At 54.0% G+C, this 16,834-nt stretch carries 13 protein-coding genes and 1 other annotated feature; of the genes, 12 read left to right on the plus strand and 1 reads right to left on the minus strand.

Features of this window, described 5'->3' with window-relative positions; genetic code table 11:
- Positions 1-48 precede the first annotated feature (48 nt).
- The 6 genes from BM412_RS21815 to BM412_RS21835 all read left to right on the plus strand — a co-directional run bounded on the left by BM412_RS21815 (position 49) and on the right by BM412_RS21835 (position 8,190).
- A complete protein-coding gene (locus BM412_RS21815) occupies positions 49-2,121 on the plus strand; it encodes an alpha-glucuronidase family glycosyl hydrolase (RefSeq protein WP_091223220.1) in 2,073 nt (690 codons plus the stop codon).
- A gap of 532 nt (positions 2,122-2,653) precedes the next feature.
- A complete protein-coding gene (gene uxuA, locus BM412_RS21820; RefSeq protein WP_091223222.1) occupies positions 2,654-3,724 on the plus strand; it encodes a mannonate dehydratase in 1,071 nt (356 codons plus the stop codon).
- Complete coding sequence (locus BM412_RS21825) at positions 3,721-4,578, plus strand: SDR family oxidoreductase (RefSeq protein WP_256256514.1); 858 nt, start codon at positions 3,721-3,723, stop codon at positions 4,576-4,578. Before uxuA ends, BM412_RS21825 begins: the two co-directional genes overlap by 4 nt.
- Positions 4,579-4,599: 21 nt before the next feature.
- Entirely contained in the window at positions 4,600-5,406 is an 807-nt protein-coding gene (locus BM412_RS21830) for a Nif3-like dinuclear metal center hexameric protein (protein WP_091223224.1), read from the plus strand.
- Positions 5,407-5,538: 132 nt separating this feature from the next.
- Entirely contained in the window at positions 5,539-5,694 is a 156-nt protein-coding gene (locus BM412_RS32190; RefSeq protein ID WP_177246003.1) for a hypothetical protein, read from the plus strand.
- Between the two features lie 135 nt (positions 5,695-5,829).
- On the plus strand, positions 5,830-8,190 hold the full coding sequence (locus tag BM412_RS21835; protein ID WP_091223226.1) for a glycoside hydrolase family 95 protein: 2,361 nt from the start codon (positions 5,830-5,832) through the stop codon (positions 8,188-8,190).
- 52 nt (positions 8,191-8,242) lie between these two features.
- On the opposite strand, the gene BM412_RS21840 is transcribed toward BM412_RS21835, so the two are convergent.
- Complete coding sequence (locus tag BM412_RS21840) at positions 8,243-9,103, minus strand: AraC family transcriptional regulator (RefSeq protein ID WP_091223228.1); 861 nt, start codon at positions 9,101-9,103, stop codon at positions 8,243-8,245.
- Between the two features lie 146 nt (positions 9,104-9,249).
- Between BM412_RS21840 and BM412_RS21845 the strand changes: the two genes are divergently transcribed.
- The 6 genes from BM412_RS21845 (at position 9,250) to BM412_RS21870 (ending at position 16,686) form a co-directional block, all read left to right on the plus strand.
- Complete coding sequence (locus tag BM412_RS21845) at positions 9,250-10,761, plus strand: tagaturonate reductase (RefSeq protein WP_091223230.1); 1,512 nt, start codon at positions 9,250-9,252, stop codon at positions 10,759-10,761.
- Positions 10,758-11,777 carry a zinc-binding alcohol dehydrogenase family protein gene (locus BM412_RS21850; protein ID WP_091223232.1) on the plus strand — a complete coding sequence of 340 codons (1,020 nt, stop codon included), beginning with the start codon at positions 10,758-10,760 and terminating at the stop codon, positions 11,775-11,777. Before BM412_RS21845 ends, BM412_RS21850 begins: the two co-directional genes overlap by 4 nt.
- A gap of 481 nt (positions 11,778-12,258) precedes the next feature.
- Positions 12,259-12,735 carry a tetratricopeptide repeat protein gene (locus tag BM412_RS21855; RefSeq protein WP_091223234.1) on the plus strand — a complete coding sequence of 159 codons (477 nt, stop codon included), beginning with the start codon at positions 12,259-12,261 and terminating at the stop codon, positions 12,733-12,735.
- 65 nt (positions 12,736-12,800) lie between these two features.
- Entirely contained in the window at positions 12,801-13,148 is a 348-nt protein-coding gene (locus BM412_RS21860) for a hypothetical protein (RefSeq protein ID WP_091223236.1), read from the plus strand.
- Positions 13,149-13,304: 156 nt separating this feature from the next.
- Entirely contained in the window at positions 13,305-14,528 is a 1,224-nt protein-coding gene (locus tag BM412_RS21865) for an amidohydrolase family protein (RefSeq protein WP_091223238.1), read from the plus strand.
- Positions 14,529-14,591: 63 nt separating this feature from the next.
- Positions 14,592-14,865, plus strand: a binding site (T-box leader).
- Positions 14,866-15,003: 138 nt separating this feature from the next.
- Complete coding sequence (locus BM412_RS21870; protein WP_091223240.1) at positions 15,004-16,686, plus strand: glutamine--tRNA ligase/YqeY domain fusion protein; 1,683 nt, start codon at positions 15,004-15,006, stop codon at positions 16,684-16,686.
- The last annotated feature ends 148 nt before the right edge of the window (positions 16,687-16,834 follow it).

Below are 16,834 nucleotides of genomic sequence, written 5' to 3' on the forward strand. Positions count from 1 at the left end.
ACAGGGGGCCCTTTTCAATTTACGAATGAGAGGCAGGTTATCGCAGCTATGAATATGAGAACAGAGAGCGGCTATGCATGCTGGCTTGATTATCAGCCTATCCCTAATGAACCATTACGAAGTGCATATAGGAAGCGCTGCTCGCAGCTGGTGGTAATAGGAGATTCGCCTCTGCTGCAAGCGGCACGCAGAGAGTTGAACCTCGCGCTTGGTGTGATGCTTGGTGAAGCGCCTTTAGAGGTGGAGGAAGATGCCGGTGCTGAACTGAGCTTCCCGGTCATCGTCGTCGGTACAATCGGCAGCTCGCAGCTGCTGAACCCGCTGGCAAGTCTCTATCATTTCGATGAGCTTGGCGAGGAAAGTTATGTTATTCACGCGTCCGATGATGATCGGATCTATCTGTCGGCTGATGCGGATAAAGGTGTGCTTTACGCAGTGTTCCATTTTATCCGGCTGCTGCAAACCGGGGCGAGCATCGAGCAGCTCGCCATTCGCGAGCTGCCGAGCAATGGTCTGCGCATGATCAACCATTGGGACAATATGGACGGATCGATTGAGCGCGGATATGCGGGGAGAAGTATTTTCTTCCATGAGGGTCGCTTTATTGAGGATCAAGAGCGTGTGCGGGACTATGCACGGCTGCTGGCATCCGGAGGCATTAATGCGCTTACGATTAATAACGTTAATGTGCACAGCCAAGAATCGAAGCTTATTACCGACGAGTTTCTGCCGGATGTCGCGAAGACGGCGGCTATCTTCCGTGAGTATGGCATTCGCCTCTACTTAAGCGTTAATTATGCGAGTCCGATGGAGCTTGGCGGACTGGCCACGGCGGATCCGCTTGCGACGGAAGTAGCGGAATGGTGGCATGGAGCGGCGAAGAACATTTATCGCTACATCCCGGATTTCGGCGGTTTTGTGGTGAAGGCCGATTCCGAATTCAGATCGGGGCCGTTTACGTATGGACGAAATCACGCAGATGGCGCGAACATGCTGGCAGATGCGCTGGCACCATTCGGCGGCGAAGTGATATGGCGTTGTTTTGTCTACAATTGTCTGCAGAATTGGCGAGATCGTACTACGGATCGTGCTCGTGCGGCGTATGACCACTTTATGCCGCTGGACGGAACGTTCCGGGATAATGTCATGCTGCAAATTAAGAACGGACCGATGGATTTTCAAGTGCGCGAGCCGGTTTCGCCGTTGTTCGGCGGGTTGAAGGAAACGAACCAGCTGCTTGAGCTGCAAATTACGCAGGAGTATACCGGCCAGCAAAAGCATTTGTGTTTCTTGGTGCCGCAGTGGAAAGAAGTTTTGGAGTTTGATACTTATGCTCAAGGAGAAGGTTCGACCATTGCCGAAGTAGCTAGCGGGCGGCTGTTTGGCAGAGCGCGCGGCGGCGTAGCGGCAGTTGCGAATATCGGGGACGACGCGAGCTGGACCGGGCATATTTTGGCGCAGGCGAACTGGTATGGTTATGCGCGGTTGGCATGGAATCCGAGCTTAAGCGCGGAGCAGATTGCACGGGAATGGATTGGGATGACGTTCGGGTTGGATTCGGCGGTGGAGCGCGTCTTGCTTGGCATGCTGCTAAGTTCGTACCGCATTTACGAAGACTATACGGCTCCGCTTGGCGTAGGCTGGATGGTGAATCCGAATCATCATTATGGACCTAATGTGGACGGCTATGAATATTCCAAATGGGGTACGTACCATTATGCGGATTGCCATGGGATGGGCGTTGATCGTACCGTGCGAAGCGGAACCGGTTACGCGGGACAATATCATTCTCCGGTGGCGGAGCGGTACGAATCGCTGGCGTTATGCCCGGATGAGCTTCTGCTGTTCTTCCATCATGTCCCTTATACCCACCGGCTTAAGAGCGGCAAGACGGTCATTCAGCATATTTACGACACGCATTTCGAAGGTGCGGAGCGCGCGGCTCAATTGGTAGAGCAGTGGAATTTGCTGGCCTTGCTGGTTGGGAGTGAACGGCACGAGCAAGTGCTTGATCGCCTCACTCACCAGGCGGAGCATGCGGAAGAGTGGCGGGATTGCATTAATACGTATTTTTATCGCAAGTCGGGGATAGCCGATGAGCGGGGCCGGTTGATCTACTAGTTTTTGGTAGAAGCGCTGGAGCTGCAGGGATCAGGGATGTGCCTGCGGCCGCTGTTGATTGTGTGTTCTCTAGGATTAGACTAGTAGGTAACAACACACTATCAAAGGCGGCACGTAAACTCTCCGGCACAATCCCTTTCACCCTTTTGCGCTGCGCTTCCTCAAAAATAATAGATAAACTTTTGAAGAGAAGAGAGGAGAAGGGAAGCGGGATGTGCATTCGGTAAGTAGACTCAATGGCACATTGTCTCTCCGGCACGAATCCTATCTCATTTTCGCAGCTTATTATTTAAGTAAAGACTTAAATAGTAAACCTCTGAAGAGAAGGGGAGGGAAGCGGGATGTGCATTCGGTAAGTAGACTCAATGGCACATTGTCTCTCCGGCACGAATCCTATCTCATTTTCGCAGCTTTATTTAAGTAAAGACTTAAATAATAAGCCTCTGAAGAGAAGGGGAGGGAAGCGGGATGTGCCGCTATTTAAGTAAAGGCTTAAATAATAAATCACTGAAGAGAAGGGGAGGGATCAGGAATGAAAATGGTGTTTCGCTGGTATGGGACCGGCAATGATACGGTTACTTTGAAGCAGATTAAGCAAATTCCGGGTGTCGAAGGGATCGTCTGGGCGCTGCATGATGTGCCTGCCGGTGAAGAGTGGCCGATGGATAAGATCCTCGCCTACAAGGAGCAAGCCGATGCTTATGGCCTGCATTCGGAGGTTGTCGAAAGCGTCAATGTCCATGAAGATATCAAGCTGGGGCTGCCTTCCAGGGATTCCTATATTGCTAATTATAAGAAGACGATTGAGAAGCTGGCCACAGTTGGCGTCAAAACGATCTGCTACAACTTTATGCCCGTGTTCGATTGGGTGCGGACGGAGCTGTTCAAGGAGCTGGAGGACGGCTCGACGGCGCTTTTCTATGAGAAGGCTAAGGTCGACAGCATGGATCCCGGCGAGCTTGTGAATCGGATAGCCAATGAACTGGATTTCACGATGCCGGGCTGGGAGCCGGAGCGGCTGAAGCTGCTGGCGCCGTTATTTGAGCAGTACAAGCAGGTGTCGGCTGAAGATCTGTGGCGTAATCTGCAGTATTTTCTGGAGCAAATCATCCCGACCGCGGAGCGTCATGGCATCCAAATGGCCATTCATCCCGATGATCCGCCTTGGCCGATCTTTGGATTGCCGCGCATTATGAACAGTCAAGAGAGCATCCGCAGGCTGCTTCAACTTGTCGACAGCCCTTGTAATGGCGTGACGCTGTGCAGCGGATCGCTTGGTGCTAATCCGGACAATGATATTGTGGCGATGGTGCATGAGTTTAAGGGCCGTATTCCATTCGCGCATATCCGGAATGTGCGCGTCTACGACAACGGGGATTTCATTGAAACTTCGCACCGGACAGCAGATGGTACGGTTGATATTGCGGGCATCGTGCGAGCCTATCACGAAACAGGATTTACTGGCTACGCTCGTCCGGATCACGGGCGTCATATCTGGGACGAACAATGTCGGCCGGGTTATGGGCTGTACGATCGGGCGTTAGGCATTATGTATTTGTGGGGCGTTTGGGATTCCATGCGCGCAGGCGAGGTGGCAAAGTGAGCATAAGTATACCTAAACACGAGCATTTGCAGGGTAAGGTAGCTGTGGTGACAGGTGGCAGCGGCGTCTTGTGTTCCGCGATGGCCAAGGAGTTGGCGCGGCAGGGAATGAAGGTGGCTATCCTTAACCGAACGGAGGAATCGGGCCGTAAAGTGGCAGAGGAGATTCGCGAGGAAGGGTACGAGGCGATAGCTGTTGTTTGCAACGTGCTCGATGCTGCCAGTGTGGATACGGCAGCCGGTGTAGTCAGGGAGCAGCTGGGTTTGTGCCATCTGCTCATTAACGGTGCAGGAGGCAATCATCCGGAGGGCAGCACGAGCAACGAGATTTTTAGGGCAGAGGATGTAGGAGCCGAGGGTATTCGTACTTTTTTCGATTTAACGGAGAAGGGCTTCGGGTATGTGTTCGATTTGAACTTTAAAGGCACGCTGCTGCCGACGCAGGCTTTTACGAAACAAATGCTTCATGTCGAGGGAGCGGCGATTATCAATATATCTTCGATGAGTGCGCCCAGTCCGATGACCAAAGTGCCTGCTTACAGCGCGGCGAAGGCTGCGATCGATAACTTCACGCAGTGGCTCGCGGTGCACATGGCGGAAGCGGGCATTCGGGTCAATGCGATTGCGCCGGGTTTCTTCCTGACGGAGCAGAATCGAAAGCTGTTAACCCATGAGGATGGTTCGCTGACAGAACGCTCACACAAAATCATTACCCACACGCCGATGCGGAGATTCGGGAGGCCGGAGGATTTGCTTGGTGCGCTTGTATGGCTGGCGGACGATACCGTCTCCGGATTCGTCACCGGGGTCACAATTCCCGTGGATGGCGGATTTATGGCGTACTCAGGCGTGTAGGTGTAGGAGGAGGAGGACGGGATGACGCTCATCGTTCAGGATGTACTTGATGCACTGGCGTCGAAGGTGCCGGGTGGGGCGGCTGGTTGTCGTGCGGATCAACTGCTCTTCGGCGATGCCGGGCTGGCAGTCAGCGGAATCGTCGTTACCTTTATCGCATCGCAGCAGGTGTTGGAGCAGGCCGTTTCGCTTGGCGCGAATTTAGTGATTTCGCATGAAGGGATCTTCTATAGCCATCATCATGATGGGGATAGAGATAAGGGGCTTATGGGGCCGGTGCATGCGGCGAAAAAACAATATATTGCCGAGCGCGGTCTTGCTGTTTATCGCTTCCATGACGGCTTGCATCGGCAGCAGCCCGATGGCATTATGGAAGGATTGCTTCAAGAGCTGGGATGGGAGGCGTTCGTCGTGGAGCATCTCCCCGCAGCTTCAATCGTGGAGCTTCCTTCCTGTACCGGCCTCGAAATTGCGGCACATGTGAAGACGCGGCTCGGAATAGGATCGCTCCGTGCGGTGGGCAATCTGTCTGCTCAGTGCCAGCGCGTTGGATTACTCGCCGGTTACAGGGGAGGCGGAGCGTTGGCGATCCCGCTCTATGAGCGGAACAAGCTCGATCTGATCCTGTACGGCGAAGGACCGGAGTGGGAAACGCCGGAGTACGTGAGGGACGCCATTCACTTCGGAGCGGCAAAGTCGCTCCTCGTCCTCGGCCATCTCGAGAGCGAACGGCCGGGCATGAAGCTGCTGGCCGATCGGCTTAGTCGATCCTTTGCAGCTGTGCCGGTGCACTATGTGGATGTGGATTCGGTGTTTGATTTGGTTTAAGTGGCGGGGCTGTCTCAAAAGTGCGCATGGCGACTTTTGAGGTGGCCTTTTTTTAGTTGTGTTGGTAGGAGAGACAGCAAGTAGGGTAGCTCCCGGGGCAATAAGTTGGTGGAAGGAGGGAGTGAGGGGGGAATGGGATTCCGAGTAGCTCGCCTACGGGTCTACATTGGCTGGCGTTCGGCGAAAATCGTGAAAGTAGCTCACCTAGAGATCTACATCGTCCGAAATGCGGCGCATGGAGAGAATGTAGCTCACCTGGGGATCTACATGGAAGTAGGGTGGATTTAAGTGGAAGAGTAGCTCTCAGGGCAACACATCGGAGGAAGTTCGATGGATTTAGTTGAAAAAATTCAACACATACGTCCGGAAGTTTGATACTGTGTGAATAGGACAACATCAAGGACTGATTGGGAGGGAAAGGAATTGAAATTGCATTATCGGGGACCTGCACGAGTTTGGACGGAAGCGCTGCCAATTGGGAATGGCCGATTGGGGGCCATGATTTATGGCAGTGTGGAAAACGAGCAGCTGCAGCTTAATGAAGACACGCTTTGGTCGGGGCCGAACTTGAACTGGAACAATCCGGAGGCGCTTGCTGCCCTGCCGGAAGTTCGCCGATTGCTTGCGCAAGAGAAGTATATGGAAGCGGATCAGCTGTGCAAACGAATGATGGGGGCTTACACGCAATCGTATTTGCCGCTTGGCCATCTGCATCTGCTGTTCGAGCACGGCAACAATACGAACGACTATCAGCGCGAGCTCCGCATCGATGATGCGATCTCGACGGTGAACTATAGGATCGGCAACGTGACCTATACGAGGGAGTATTTTGCCTCCCATCCGGATCAAGTGATCGTGATCAAACTGACAGCCAGCGAGCCTGGCAAAATCTCTTTCCACGCCAAGCTGAGCAGTCCGCTTCGTCATCGCATACAACAAGACGGAGCATCTGATCTGGTATTGAGCGGCATAGCCCCCGAGCATGTGGCGCCAAGCTATCAGTCCTCGGATAATCCGATCCGTTACGGCGATGAGTCGACGTCCAAAGCTATTCGTTTCAACGGAAGGCTGGCGGCATCCGCGGATGGCGGTACCGTGGAAGCAAGCTCTGATGGACTGCGCGTAAGCGGCGCGACATCGGTTGTCTTGGTATTCGATGCGGCGACGGATTTCGCGACGAAAGACGAGCAGCCTGCAGCACGGACTTCGCAGCATGTTCATGCGGCGCTAAGCCGTCCGTACGAGGAGCTTCGAGCGCGGCATATCTCGGATTATCATGCATTGTTCAATCGCGTCGAGCTGGATCTGGGCGCCGCATCGGAGCAGGCTGAGCAACTGCCAACAGATCAGCGAATTAAGCAAAACGGGGCGAGCGACCCCGGATTAGTGAAGCTGCTGTTCGATTTCGGCCGATATCTGATGATTGCCTCTTCACGGCCGGGAACGCAAGCGACGAATCTGCAAGGCATTTGGAATCAAGAAACAAGACCGCCGTGGAGCAGCAATTATACGATCAATATTAATACGCAGATGAACTATTGGCCGGCAGAAACCTGCGCGCTCGCGGAGTGTCACGAGCCTATGATCGATTTGATCGAGAAGATCTCGAAGAGCGGCCGAGTGACGGCAAGCGTTCATTACGGTGCGCGCGGCTGGACGGCTCATCATAACACGGATATTTGGGGACATACGGCGCCGGTCGGCGATTTTGGCGAAGGCGATGCCGCATGGGCATTGTGGCCGATGGGCGGACCTTGGATGGCCCAGCATTTGTGGGAGCACTACGCATTCAACAGAGATAAAGCTTATCTGAGAGATAGGGCGTATCCGATTTTGAAAGAATCGGCGATGTTCTGCCTGGATTGGCTTATTGACGACGGCCAAGGAAAACTCATTACTTCACCGTCCACGTCACCGGAGCATAAATTCGTTACAACGGACGGATTTTCCGGCGTCAGCGTAGCCTCCACGATGGACCTATCGATTATATGGGACTTGTTCACGAACTGCATTGAAGCTTCCGAGGAGCTCGAGGTAGATGCGGAATGGAGAGCGGAGCTGGCAGCGGCCAAAGAGCGTCTGTTCCCTTTGCAGATTGGCAAGTATGGCCAGCTTCAAGAATGGTACAAGGACTTCGAGGATGAGGATCAATTCCATCGTCATGTCTCGCATTTATTCGGCGTCTATCCCGGCCGTCAGCTGACGGAAGCGGGTACACCGGAGTTGTTCGCCGCTGCTCGCCGCTCGCTGGAGCGTCGCGGAGATGAAGGAACCGGTTGGAGTTTGGGATGGAAAACCGGCCTGTGGGCGCGTTTTGGAGATGGCAATCGGGCACTCGCTCTGGTGAACAATCTGCTTCAACTGGTCGATGAGTATGCCAAAGAAAACTATCACCGCGGCGGCGTGTACGCCAACTTATTCGACGCTCATCCACCATTCCAGATCGATGGCAATTTTGCCGCGACGGCAGGCATTGCGGAATTGCTGCTGCAATCCCATCAGAATTATGTATGGCTGCTGCCGTCGCTGCCGGAAGCTTGGCGCAATGGGTCCGTGAAAGGCTTGCGTGCTCGCGGAGGGTTCGAAGTCGGCATCACGTGGGTGGAAGGCAAGCTGCATAAGGCAAGCGTAAAATCGCATGTCGGCGGAAGCTGTACGATACGTTCAGCTTCACCAATTACAATCCAAGATGCGGAAGGAAACCTGATCGCTGCCGAACAGACAGACGGAGGTTTCTACCGATTCAACACGCATATAGACGGAAGCTACTCCATTACCGGATAAGTTTCGAAGCCGCCGCGCGGGAGGAGGAAATGCCTTCTGCCGGCGGTTTTTTTTAGCTGCGATGTCGATAAGCCGACGGCGTCATGCCCACGATCTGCTTAAAAACGCGGTGAAAATAAGGCATGCTCTCGAAGCCGCATGCTTCTGCAAGGACTGCAATCGTATCATCTTTTTCGATCAGCAGCTCCTTTGCCTTCACAATCCGCTTAACCGTAATAAACGCGGTGACGTTCATCCCCGTGCTCTGTTTGAATACCCGGCTGAAATGAGCAGGGCTGACGGAAGCCATCTGACTGAGTTTGCTGAGACTAATCGCCTCCGTAAAATGCTGGTCGATATACAGTAAACTATCCTTCATCCAGCTCGGACCGATAAAGGCAGAGCCGGCCTTTCGCTTCCTCTCGCCGCCTATCTCCCGATTGACCGCCAGCAGCAGCTGCTCTACATGCAGCACAATGGCATGGCGATAGCCCGCTTGCGCTGCCCGCAGCTCCGATTCAACCTCATCAAGCGCACGTTCAATCGATTGTTGAAGTACCGATGAACATTCCATTTTGAATCTATGACTCATGCGGCTTTGCTCGAAGCACGCCATATAAGAAAACGATTCGCCCAGCGATATGCGATCCAGAAGCATAGGATGAAAAAACAGAGCGGTAGACGTAACGGGATCCTCTTTGTCCGGAAATGCGCGGTGGATGGTGTTCCCCGGAATAATGAAGAGATCGCCTTTATTCATGTCGTAAATAGTTCGGTCTATAAAGAAAGTCCCCTCGCCGCTATACACGTAGACAAGCTCAAACCAATCATGCAAATGATCCGGCAATTCCCGCTGCAGCGTCTTCCGATCCTTGAACGTGAAGGCGAAAGGGAATGAAGGCTGGGCATCGAAATGTTTGCGTATAGGCTTCATATGCGAGCGCTCCTTTTTCGTAGTTCTCTAATCTAAGGATATATCAAATAAGGGTATAAATCTGCAAGTATATGCACTTTTATGCTCTGATAAGGATGTTACATTAAGGTTAAGACGACCAATCACAAGCAAAGGGGTTTGAATCAATGGGGAAACAGCTGGGGCACGAGGTCTTATCTGATTCACAGAGGCAGGCCTACAACGATATGAAGCAAAGCCCGGTCACGGTGCTGCAAATTGGCGAGGGTAACTTTCTGCGCGGCTTCTTCGATTGGATGATTCATAGTTGCCGGGAGAAAGGGTTATTCGATGGAAGCGTGGCGCTGACGCAGCCAAGGCCGACAGGTCGGGCGAAAATCGCTACTCTGCAAAACCAAGACGGCCTCTACACGTTAGTGACGCGGGGGCTGGAAAATGGGGAGCGCGTGGAGAAAAAGGAGATCATCTCTGTCTTCTCCACGGTGTTCGATCCGTACAGCGACTGGCAGAAGCTTATCACTCTTGCGGAGAGTCCTTCTTTACGTGTTGTCGTTTCGAACACAACGGAGGCCGGACTCGTCTACAAGCCGGAGCCGCTTGCGGAAGGCGAGCCGATTCAGTCGTTCCCGGGCAAAATGGCATGGCTGCTCTACCGCAGATATCTGGCGCTAGGCGGTGCAGGCGACGGGCTTATTTTCCTGCCATGTGAGCTGCTTGAACGCAATGGGGATGAATTGAAGCGCTGCGTGCTGCAATATTGCGAGGATTGGTCCCTGCCTGAGCCGTTTCGGGAATGGGTATCGACGCATAATCGTTTCCTCAACTCGCTTGTTGACCGCATTGTAACGGGCTATCCGGCGGGGGACCAAGCGGCCGCTTGGTTCTCCGAATGGGGCTATGAAGATGCGATGCTGACCACGGCAGAACCTTATCACTTCTGGGCAATCGAAGCGGAATCGGAGCTGGACGAGGTACTGCCGCTGCGGCAGGCAGGGCTGAATGTGCGCTGGGTCGACGATCTGCGTCCGTATCAGCTGAGAAAAGTGCGCATTCTTAACGGTGCTCATACACTGATGACTCCGTTAGCGCTGCTGCATGGTGAGCAGTTCGTCAGAGATGTGATGCTGAACGCGGCTTTTCATGATTTTGTTCGGGGAGCGGTTGCGGATGAAATCTTGCCGACGGTCGCCATGCCGGAAGAGGAACTGAAGGCATATGCGGAGACCGTGTATGAACGCTTTCTGAATCCCTACATTAACCATCGCCTCGCCGATATTGCCATGAACAGTCTCAGCAAGTTTAGAGCTCGTCTGTTGCCTACATTGCTATATTATGCGGATCGCGAAGAGGCGCTGCCACAGCGAATCGTGAAGTCGCTTGCTGCTCTGCTGCGGTATTACCGAGTCGTTCGGGAAGGCGGGGAGTTCAAAGGTCGCACGCTTGATGGCACATCCTATTCGGTAAGGGACGATGCGGCATCCTTGGCGCTTATAGCTGAAATCTGGTCTGGCGGACGTCCGATTGAGGAGGTTGTGCCGCTGCTGCTTAGCCGCGAGGGGATTTGGGGCCGCGATCTGTCTGCCATCGGGGGACTGGCGGAAGAGGTCACGGCATTCATTCTCGAGATGGAGGATGGAGCGGCTCACATGAAGATAGACAGGGGGAATGGGCAGCTATGAGAGGAATCATCTGTGCGGAAGTAGAGCGCTTCGAATGGACGGCAAATTTACCGGAGCCGGTATTGGAGGCAGGGCATGCCATCGTCAGCGTGAAACGGATCGGCATCTGCGGGACGGATCTTCATGCGTTCAAAGGAAATCAGCCGTTCTTCTCCTATCCCCGCATTCTCGGACATGAGCTGGCCGGCGTTATAGAAGAGGTTGGTTTTAACGAGCAAGGACTGCATGTCGGTGACCAAGTCAGCATTATCCCCTATTTGCATTGTGGGGATTGCATCGCCTGCCGCAGCGGCAAAACGAATTGCTGCACCGCGATGTCGGTGCTTGGCGTGCATCGCGATGGCGGTATGCGGGAGCGGATCTCGGTGCCGGTCGCTTGTTTGCTGGCAGCGAATGGGCTGACGCTGGACCAGACCGCGGTGTTGGAGCCGTTTGCCATCGGGGCTCATGCCGTGCGCAGGTCAGGTCTTGCCGCGGACGAGACGGCGCTGGTCATCGGCGGCGGACCGATCGGTCTCGGCGTCATGGCCATTGCCAAGCACAAAGGTGCGAGGGTCATCGCGATGGACGTGAACGACGATCGGCTTAGCTTCTGCGGGCAATGGGCTGGGGCGGATGCGCTTGTGAACGCGCTGCATGATGAGCCGGTTCAGCGAATCCTGGAAGCTTGCGGCGGCGAGCTGCCCAGCGTCGTCTTCGATGCGACGGGCAATGCGAAGTCGATGGGCGACTCGTTCCGTTATGTGGCTCATGGCGGCAGGCTCGTCTTTGTCGGTCTGGTTAAAGCCGACATCACCTTCAACGATCCCGAGTTCCACAAACGCGAGCTCACGCTGATGGCCAGCCGCAATGCGACGCGCGAAGACTTCGCCACCGTCCTGGAGGCGCTGTCCGCGGGAGCAATCGACGTCAGCCGTTATATCACGCATCGCGCGCCGCTGGCCGAGATGATCGAGCACTTCGACGGCTGGCTGAAGCCGGAATCGCGAGTGATTAAAGCGATGGTGGAGCTTTAATCTCAAACGCCGGCAGGCGGGGGAGTCGTTGCCGCTGGGGGGAGAGCTCATCGCCTCGCCGAAAATGGCATATTCGCTCACGTGTGGTGAACCCGCGTGAAAGAAGGCTGAGAGACGGATATTCCGACTCTCGGCCTTCTTTCGGGTTGTTTTACGAACTGAAAGTCGGTTATTCCGACTTTCAGCGTTCCAGAAGGGTCCAGGTTGGCTAGTTGAAAGGTTGAGAGATGGATTTCCCGATTCTCGGCCTTCTTTCATGTTGGTTTACGAGCTGAAAGTCGGTTTTTCCGACTTTCAGCGTTCCAAATCAGCTCAGAGTGGCTAGTTTGAAGAAATTAAACTCCACGACTACCCACAAGCCGACCCGAATACGGTAGAAATAGATCAATCGCAGCAACTCCGACGCCTTAGCATCTAACGTGCAGCAGCAATTCGTTTTTGCACCATTCACCACAAAACCAATTAGCGACGAGGTGCCAAATTGAACCTGCCTAACTTGCTGCAATCTGCAGCTAATCTCCGTCTCGAAGGCAACTTGCAGGCGGCGTATGATGCACTTGTTCCTCTGACCACTACTGCTGCAGACCATCCGACTATTATGCTGGAGATGGCGCTAACCCTCGATGCGATGGATCGAGAAGGCGAGGCCATCCCCTACTATGAGAAGGCTTTGCGGCATGAACTGAACGCGGAACAACGATGCACGGCGCTGCTCTGTCTTGGATCAAGCTTACGTAACGTGGGCCGAATAGAACATGCCAAACAAATACTGGCACGTGCGATCGCCGAGCTTCCGGACCATATCGGCCTACGCTGTTTCTATGCCCTGTCGCAGTGCAGTGCGGGTGATAAAGCCGGCGCAATAGGGACATTGATGCAGGCGATTTTGCAGCTTTGTCCTGATAGTGTAAAGCCTTTTGCACAGGGTCTCAGACGGTATGCGGATGAAATCACCTAATTCGCTCCCACCCAAATATTACGAACATCCTCTGCATAGGTATGTAACAGAGGAGAGTGAGTGAGGTGGACAAGAAGGTTAAACGCTATTTCCAATTGAAGCAGAAGCAGAAAGAAATTGATCAGGAGCTGACGGAGCTGCGCGGGGAGATTTTGGAGCATTGCGAGGGCCAAGGCGTTTCGGAGCTGGAAACGGAGAAATACCGGGTGAGAATCGTCCATCAGGAACGAAAGGAATACGACGATACGAAGCTGTATGAGTCGCTTGGCGACCCGGAAGTGTGGCGGCTGCTGTCCAGACCGGATTCCTCCAAGATTGCGAGCCTTATCAAACTAAACGTACTAAACGAAGAGAAGTTGAAGGATACGTACGCGGTGAAGAACATTTCGCAGCTTCAAGTGGATAAGAAGTGAGCCTCACCAAAGTCCGCATAAGCGCCGCAGCCTCCAAGAACCACTTTTACAAGTGGGCTGGAGGTTTTTTAACTTGCCCCAATGATTCGAAACCTCCTCAAATGTGATAAATTAGTAGGATATCTACATAACAAAGGGCAGATTGGAGAAAGCAAAATGAATGTCACGACGTATTGGCTGCAAAATGTACGGCTTGAGACAGGATTCCAGCGGGAGAACGGAATTGTCTCCGGCACAGAGACGGCGGTTGGCCATGTGTTAGTTGTGGATGGCCGAATCGAGTCGATCTTGTTCGAGGAAATCCCTGCAGAGGATCAGCGTCCGAAGCGGGATGCGAAAGGAATGCTGCTGCTTCCTGCATTCAGAGATGCGCACATCCATTTGGATAAAACCTATTTCGGCGGTCCATGGCAGGCGGTGAAGCCGGCTCGGAGTATTTTCGACCGCATCGAAGAGGAAAAAATACTGCTGCCGAAGCTGCTTCCGGTTGCGGTAGATCGGGCGAAGCAAATCATTGAGCTGCTGCTCGGATTCGGATCGACGCATATGCGAGGTCATGTCAACATCGAGCCGACCAGCGAGCTTAGAGGGCTGGAAGTCGCGCAGCAAGCGCTTGCCGCCTACGAAGGCAAACTGGACTGCGAGTTGGTCGCATTCCCGCAGCACGGTTTGCTGCGTTCGAACTCGCGCGGCTTGATGAAGCAGGCGATCGAGCAGGGAGCTACGCATGTCGGCGGACTCGACCCTACTTCCGTGGATGGAGACATGGAGCAATCGCTGCATGCGATGATGGATATGGCCGTTGAAACCGGCGCCGGCGTGGACATGCACCTTCATGAGCAAGGGGCGTCAGGCTATGAGACGATGCACCGACTTGCCGAGATGACGATTGATGCAGGCTGGCAGGGACGCGTTACGGTCAGCCATGCATTTGGTTTTGCGAGTGGAACGCCGGCGCAGGCCGAGCAGCTGGCGGAACGTTTTGCGGAAGCGGGAATTTCGGTTGCCTCTACGGTACCGATTGGGGGACTGGTCATGCCGATCCCGATGCTGCATCGCAAAGGGGTGAAGGTGGAGCTGGGAACGGACAGTCTCACGGATCACTGGTCACCTTTCGGCAATGGCGACAACCTGGAGAAAGCGGGCCGCTTGGCTGAGGTGTACCACATGTCGGACGAATTTTCGCTGACCCGTGCGCTTGGATTTATTACCGGCGGCGTGCTGCCGCTTAATGAACAAGGGCAGCGGGTATGGCCGGCTGTCGGCGACGATGCTTCGGCAGTACTTGTGCAGGCGAGCTGCTCCGCGGAAGCGGTGGCCAGAAGAGCGCCGCGAATTGCTTCGCTGTATCGCGGCCAAGTTGTTTCGGGAACACTGTAACTAGAGCTGGAGTTAAACGCCTATTTACTGTAAAAGGATTTTCTGTTATCATCTTTCCAATATTCAAACGCGATGACGAGAAGAGTAGGGAAAAATCGTTCTTATACAGAGAGCTCCGGCAGCTGAGAAGGAGCAAGGAACATTTTCGCGAAACAAGCCTCTGAGCAGCATGCCGGAACCGCCGCGAGCGGGGATGGCAGGACGGGAGCTCCCGTTACAGAGCTAGGGTATAACCATCTGCATGCATAGAGGCAGGGCGGCGTACTTGAAGAGGTTAATATGGCGACATATTAATGAAGCTGGGGTGGCACCGCGAGCGATAAACTTCGTCCCCAAGACAACATGTCTTGGGGGTGAAGTTTTTTTAGTTTTTCAGTTGATGAATGCTGTGGCAACCAAAGGTTGCCCCAAACCAATCATCAAGCAGCGAATCGAACAATGTGTCCCATCATGACTTCATTAGGAGGCGTCGACCTTGGAAAACGAGAAGGAACATCATAACGAAAATTTTCTATATAAGCTGATTAGCGGAGAATTGGAGCAGGCGCCTTTCGGCAGAGCCATGTGCACGCGGTTCCCGCCCGAGCCTAACGGCTATCTTCACATCGGGAGCGCTTATGCGATCCACACGAATTATACGATGGCGCAAAAGTTCGGCGGCAACTTCCATCTGCGCTTCGACGATACCAATCCGCTTAAGGAGGATATCGAGTACGTCAACGCGATCGTGGAGGACATCCGCTGGCTCGGTTACGATCCGGGCGAGCACATCTACTATGGCTCCGATTACTCGGAACAAATTTATCAAGCTGCCGTCACGTTAATTGAGCGCGGCAAAGCGTACGTATGCGAGCTAAGCCCGGACGAGACAAGGGAGTATCGCGGAACGTTAACGGAGCCTGGGAGGAACAGTCCGTATCGGGGGCGGTCTGTCGAGGAGAACTTAGGGCTTTTTGCGAACATGCGTAATGGCGACTATCCGGCCTCATCCATGGTGCTTCGCGCCAAAATCGACATGGCATCGCCCAACCTCAATTTGCGCGATCCTGTCATTTACCGGATTATCCACGCGGAGCACTACCGGACGGGGAACGAGTGGTGCATTTATCCGATGTATGATTTTGCCCATCCCATTCAAGATGCGATCGAGGGAATCACCTACTCCCTGTGCTCGATCGAATTCAAGGACCACCGGCCTTTGTATGAGTGGGTTTTGGAAGGATTAGATATCCAAGAGCCCCCGCGGCAAAGGGAATTCGGGCGGTTAAGCTTAACAGGCGTGGTGACGAGCAAAAGATTCCTGAGGCAGCTTGTTACCGGCGGTTATGTAGACGGCTGGGAGGATCCGAGACTGCCTACGCTGCGCGGGCTAAGAAGAAGGGGCTTTACGCCGGAGAGCATCCGCCGGTTTATCGAGGAGATTGGCAGTATCCGTACGACGAGTACGGTGGATATCTCCTTGCTCGATCATTGTCTCAGACAAGAGCTGAAGGAGAAGATGGTGAGCGTGATGGCGGTGTTGCAGCCGTTGAAGGTGGTCATCACGAATTATCCCGAGGGTGAGACCGAGCTGTTGACGGTGGAGAACAATAGCGAAAATGAGGCTTTGGGCAAGCGGGAGGTCCCGTTCTCGCGGACGATCTATATCGAGCGGGATGATTTTATGGAGGTGCCGCCCAAAGGGTATCACCGACTGAGTCCGGGAAGTGAAGTGCGGCTGAAGGGCGCGTATTTCATCCGCTGCGAGGAAGTGATCAAGGATCCGGCGAGCGGCGAAGTTACGGAGCTTCGCTGCACGTACGATCCGCTTACGAAGAGCGGCACGGGATTCACCGGACGCAAGGTGAAGGGAACGATTCACTGGGTATCGGCAGCGCATGCGGTAAAGGCAGATGTTCATCTGTACGACAAGCTGCTGCTTGACGAGAGTGCGCCGACACGCGAAGACGGCAGCTGGGCCGACGCCATTAATCCGGATTCGCTCACGGTCGTCAAGGACGCGCTCATCGAGCCGTCGGTTCGAGGCGCCGGTCCGGAAGCGAAGTTCCAATTTTTCCGTCATGGGTTCTTCAACGTGGATCGGAAACTTAGCGGCCTGGATGGCACGCTTGTGTTTAATCGGATTGTGCCGCTGAAGGATACGTGGAATAAGAAGTAAGCGAGGCTCCGGCGGGTGAATTCACCTTGTTATGCGTATATGCCGCTTATCTATGCGGCTAACCCGCACAAGCCGCTCCCCGGCAAGCAAGGAGATTTCGAAATTCGCACTCTCGGCAATCAAACTAACATCCATGAGCAGCCAAACA

It is taken from the genome of Paenibacillus sp. BC26, from assembly GCF_900116125.1.
Lineage (GTDB): Bacteria > Bacillota > Bacilli > Paenibacillales > Paenibacillaceae > Paenibacillus_Z > Paenibacillus_Z lignilyticus.